Annotated in this window: 5 protein-coding genes; all 5 read left to right on the top strand. The window is 40.2% G+C overall.

From position 1 onward, the window contains the following. The first annotated feature begins 90 nt into the window (after positions 1–90). The 5 genes from H2672_RS18865 (at position 91) to H2672_RS18885 (ending at position 4,720) form a co-directional block, all read left to right on the top strand. Complete coding sequence (locus H2672_RS18865; protein ID WP_186673926.1) at positions 91–429, top strand: PadR family transcriptional regulator; 339 nt, start codon at positions 91–93, stop codon at positions 427–429. Next, entirely contained in the window at positions 429–1,151 is a 723-nt protein-coding gene (locus H2672_RS18870) for a permease prefix domain 1-containing protein (RefSeq protein WP_186673927.1), read from the top strand. Before H2672_RS18865 ends, H2672_RS18870 begins: the two co-directional genes overlap by 1 nt. A gap of 889 nt (positions 1,152–2,040) precedes the next feature. Next, positions 2,041–2,517, top strand: coding sequence for a DUF6431 domain-containing protein (locus H2672_RS19445; RefSeq protein ID WP_222439466.1), 477 nt, complete (start codon positions 2,041–2,043; stop codon positions 2,515–2,517). Between the two features lie 57 nt (positions 2,518–2,574). Further along, a complete protein-coding gene (locus tag H2672_RS18880; protein WP_186673929.1) occupies positions 2,575–3,927 on the top strand; it encodes a DDE-type integrase/transposase/recombinase in 1,353 nt (450 codons plus the stop codon). After that, entirely contained in the window at positions 3,920–4,720 is an 801-nt protein-coding gene (locus H2672_RS18885) for an ExeA family protein (RefSeq protein ID WP_186673930.1), read from the top strand. The genes H2672_RS18880 and H2672_RS18885 overlap by 8 nt, the downstream gene beginning before the upstream one ends. Positions 4,721–4,868 lie beyond the last annotated feature (148 nt).

The following is a 4,868-nucleotide window of genomic DNA, read 5'->3' on the forward strand; positions in this document are numbered from 1 at the left end:
AAATAGTTTAAGTAGAAAGATATTTTTTTGAAACAATACCTTGCATTATAGAGTAATATAAATTATAACTGAATTAGGAGGTGCAAAAATTTGGAAGTAAACAAAGAAGTTCTAAAAGGTCATATTGATACGTTAATTCTATCGCTTGTACATACAAGAGATATGTATGGCTATGAGTTAGCTAAATTAGTTCGAGAAAGAAGCGATGAACAATTTGAATTAAAAGAAGGTACGCTTTATTTATCTTTAAAGAGATTAGAGAAAAATCAATGGATTGAATCCTACTGGGGTGATGAACAAGGACCAGGAGGAAGAAGGAAATATTATAAACTCACACCACTCGGTGAAGAAGCATTTGAAGAAAAACGTAAGGAATGGAGTTTTGTAAAAAAGATTATTGACTTATTTTTAGAAGGAGGAGAACAGTAGTGAAACAAATTGAACAATTCGTCAATTCGATATATGCCCATTTAAGTGGAAAAGAAGCAAAAGAATTGAAACAAGAAATGCGTTCACATTTATTAGAAACTGTTGAAGAGTTAAAAGCAGAAGGAAAATCAGAGCAAGAAGCAGTCTCCATTGCTTTAGATAGATTCGGAGATGAAAAACAAATTACAAGAGGGTTATTAACAATGTTTCAATCTCAAAAAAAGTTTGCAAAATGGCTGTTACGTTCAGCAGTTATATTTTTATTGGTAGGTTTAGTTGTTTCGGTTAGTTTATTTATGAGGGACAAAACTTACAGTGAGACCTTAGATTTAATGGATAATTTGGTACAATCATATCAAACGAAAGGTGAATTCACTTCTGAGGATGAACTTGCCTTACAAGACATGGTTGAACGGAATTCAAAGTGGTTTGACAATATTAGTTATTTCGCATTCATAAAGGATTCTGAGGTAGATGGTAAAAAGACAAGTGAAAAATTATTTACTCAAGGAAAAAAAGGAAACGGGGAATCTGGTACGTTGAGCCAGGGTATTATTGGAATTGACAATGATAATTGGTATGTGGAATGGGAATATAAAACTTACGATTATCTGAAATATGAGTTTCTCTATTATATTTTCTTTGCTATTTCAGGTGTTTTATTTATTCTTTGGGGTGTAGTTCGTTTTTACAATCGGAATCGCTTGAAAGCTTTTGCGTAGTATTTGACATGGAAAAACATAAAGTAGTTTCTTTGTTCTTCTTAAACTAACGGGTGCTTTAGTTCAACAAGAGGAGATCGTCTATTGGCGGTCTTTTTTATTTGGCCAGAGGAAAGATTATAGGGAAGTGTCAACGGTAAATGTCTGACTGAAGCAAAAGCGGAAGGAATTTAAGGAGTTGATACAAGAGATGATTCCCCACCCTCTTTTTGGTTCTCACCCTATGTGAGAACCTGCCACTTGGCGAAGGGGATTTTGGGGGGGTGCCCCTTTTGCAAAAGGGGCAAGGTCTATTCTTTTGCACTTGATCTGGAAAAGGAATTGAACCTTTGCGAGAATCAGCAAAGGTTCAATTCCTTTTCTGTTACTAGAAAAAACAACGGCTGCAAGCGGTTATTTTTTCTGCTTTTGAACTTGGGAAGTCTGTCACGCTAGCGTGACAGACTTCTTGCTTTTCACCCTCGGAGAGCCCGCATCAATGAAATTGGTATAGTGGGCTATACCAAAAGTTTTGGTCCTCCTCCCACGATGTGCTATTCTTATCCCAATATGATTCGTTCCCCAATGTAAAAGGAGATGCTGCACATGGCACAATTCGCCATTATAAGAATGCAAAAATTCCAAGTATCAGATGTGCAAGGCATTCAAAAACACAATCAAATGTTAATGCTGCATTAAAAGGTCCAATTGTTGACGGGGTTATCTGTCCAAGGCTTGATGGTTATACTGTCCATTAAAGCCTACAGAAAGGAAAAACGCCTTCCATTTTTGTATAACCATTCAAAGTGGTTATACGGAAGGCGTCCCCAAATACACATGATAATCATATCAGATTATTGCTTAACTGAAAACTTTGAAACCGGGGTTTTCAGTTACCAGTACAGAACAAGTGCCTTGCCCTTGTTGCGGAGGGCTTGAATATAAAGTTATTGGTAGCCGTATACGAAAGGGAAGAATTGAAACAGGTGAAAAAAATCTTTACTCTATCCGAAGATTACGATGTCAACCGTGTTGGAAAATCCATCATGAACTCCCCAATTTATTTATACCCTACAAGCGTTACGAGGCTTCCGTTATAGAAGGATGTCTTGAGGGGTTTGAACCATTGGTTCTGGAAGTAGATGAATTAACGACAGCACGGTGGATATCCTGGTTTTCAAAATTGGTGGAGTATTGGATTCAAATTATCATCTCCCTGCGCGTTCAAAGGCAGCTTGAGTCTACTCTAGTGATGGTTTTGTCCGACCGTTCACTATCTGTACTGGAACGAATCGGACGTTTAACAGGCGATGCTCCTGATTGGCTGGCGCGTCTTGTCCAACCAGTGGTAAATCATCATTTTTGGTTACATACCCGTTTTGCCTAGTTGTCCCTGAATAGTTGATTTACACTCAAGGTAATTAAACCGAAAGGAATGATCCCCTTGAAAAATCAACAAAAAGATGAGGAAATGGCTGCTTCGAAGTATCAATTGATTGCACCGTTACTCGAAGATGGACTGGACCCAGCGAAAGCGAGAGATCTCAGGATGAAAATCAGTGAATCTTGTGGTCTTTCTGAGCGGACCTTACGGCGATATGTAGCCAAATACCATAAGAATGGATTTACTGGATTGAGGCCTTCACCCCGAAAAGGGCAGGCTTCTTCAGACGCGCTCAATGAAGCAGTAGATCATGCGATACTGCTGCGTCGGGAAGTACCAGGACGAAGTGTCTCACAAATCATTCAGATACTGGAGTGGGAAGGCGTTGTAGAAACTGGAGCGTTGAAGCGATCGACGCTCCAGGAGAGATTATCTGAAAAAGGATACAGCTCTAGACAGATGAAAATGTATAGACAGACCTCGACTGCCACACGTCGCTTTCAAAGACGGCATCGTAATCAACTATGGCATTCAGATATCAAGTATGGACCCTACCTGCCTATCGGTCCCGCTGGGACAAAAAAACAGGTGTATCTTGTGGTTTTTATAGACGATGCGACACGCTTTGTAGTGCATGCATCATTCTATCCGTTACAAGATTCGCATTCCATCGAGGATGCTTTTCGCCAAGCAATTCAAAAGCATGGTGTTCCTGAATCTGTTTATTTCGATAACGGAAAACAGTACAGGACGAAGTGGATGGGTCGGACCTGCTCTAAAATGGGCACTCGTCTACTTTATGCAAAACCATATTCTCCAGAATCTACCGGGAAGGTAGAGCGTTTTAATAGAACAGTAGATTCATTTCTAAGCGAGGTTGCTCTAGAAAAGCCGAATCGTTTGGAAAAATTAAATGAGCTTTTGGAAGTGTGGTTAAGTGAATGTTATCAACATAAGGCGCACACTTCTCTTAGCGAAAACGTAAGTCCAATGAGTGCTTTTCGAAGCGATCAAAAAGCGCTCCGATTTATTTCATCGGAAGAATTGATAGATGCTTTCCTACATTGTGAAACCCGTAAAGTAGATAAGGCAGGGTGCATCAGCTTTCAAGATAAAAAGTATGAAGTCGGGATTTCTTTTGTTGGGTGTAAGGTTGAAGTTCTATATGATCCATCCGACGTCTCCGAGCTAACCATCGAATATCAAGAATATTTGCCTTGGAAAGCTACGGAATTAGTTATAGGGGAGCAGACTGGTAAACGGCCAGAATTACCCCATACTCTTCAAAAGCTACCGGTGGATAAATCACGTCTCTTAAGAGCAGCAGAAAAACAACGTGAATCTAGACAAGAAACACAGCCTCCGGCCGTCTCTTATCGGAATGTGAATAAGGGGGTGAATACAGATGTTTGAGAAGTTTTATGAAATGTCTCATACGCCGTTTTCGCGTGACATTCCTCCGAAGGAATTGTATAGATCGGTAACGCAAGATGAAATTCTTGGCCGTCTTGAATATGCGGCGAAGCGACAACTGTTTGTCGTCATGACCGGTGATTGTGGGGTTGGAAAAACAACAATTATCAGACAATTCTCATCTCAATTGGACGAGGCTAAATACAAGTGCCTCTATTTATCTGATTCAAAGCTCACCCCTAGAAACTTTTATAAAGGATTATTGGAACAATTGGGGTGCGAAGCGAAGTTTTATAGGGGCGATTCCAAAAGGCAACTTCACCGCGAAATAGAATTGATGAAAGGGATTCATGGAATTATTCCGGTCGTCGTCGTAGATGAGTCGCATCTTCTCGATCGGGAGATGCTTGAGGAAGTTCGTTTTCTCTTGAATTTCAAAATGGATGCACAAAGCCCGATGGCTCTTGTTCTTGTCGGACAAAGCGAACTCTGGGATCGGCTCAGGTTGCAATCCTTCACTGCGATTCGGCAGCGAATTGACCTTCAGTGTAAACTGGTCTATCTGGACCGCGCGGATTCAGATGGTTATGTAATGAGACACCTGAACTATTCAGGAGTAGAAAGAGATATCTTTTCAGAAGCAGCATTAGAAGAGATTCATCGGTACTCGGGAGGAGCCGCAAGGCTCATTAACAAATTAGCAACTCACTGTCTATTGTATGGGGCGCAAAACGGTCAACGAATTATAGATGATCGCATGGTAATTCGAGTGATTGAAGGGGAACTGTCATAGTTCCCTTTTTCCCTAATTTACGCTGGACATCATTTTAGCAATCATTGGACAATAGTTGCCGTCAATTGAGGGACATTAAGCTGTGTCAGTAACAATCAAAGACAAGGAACAAGCAAAAGTAATCCCGACATCGATTATTCAAAAACAG

Source organism: Sporosarcina sp. BP05 (genome assembly GCF_014282005.1).
Lineage (GTDB): Bacteria > Bacillota > Bacilli > Bacillales_A > Planococcaceae > Sporosarcina.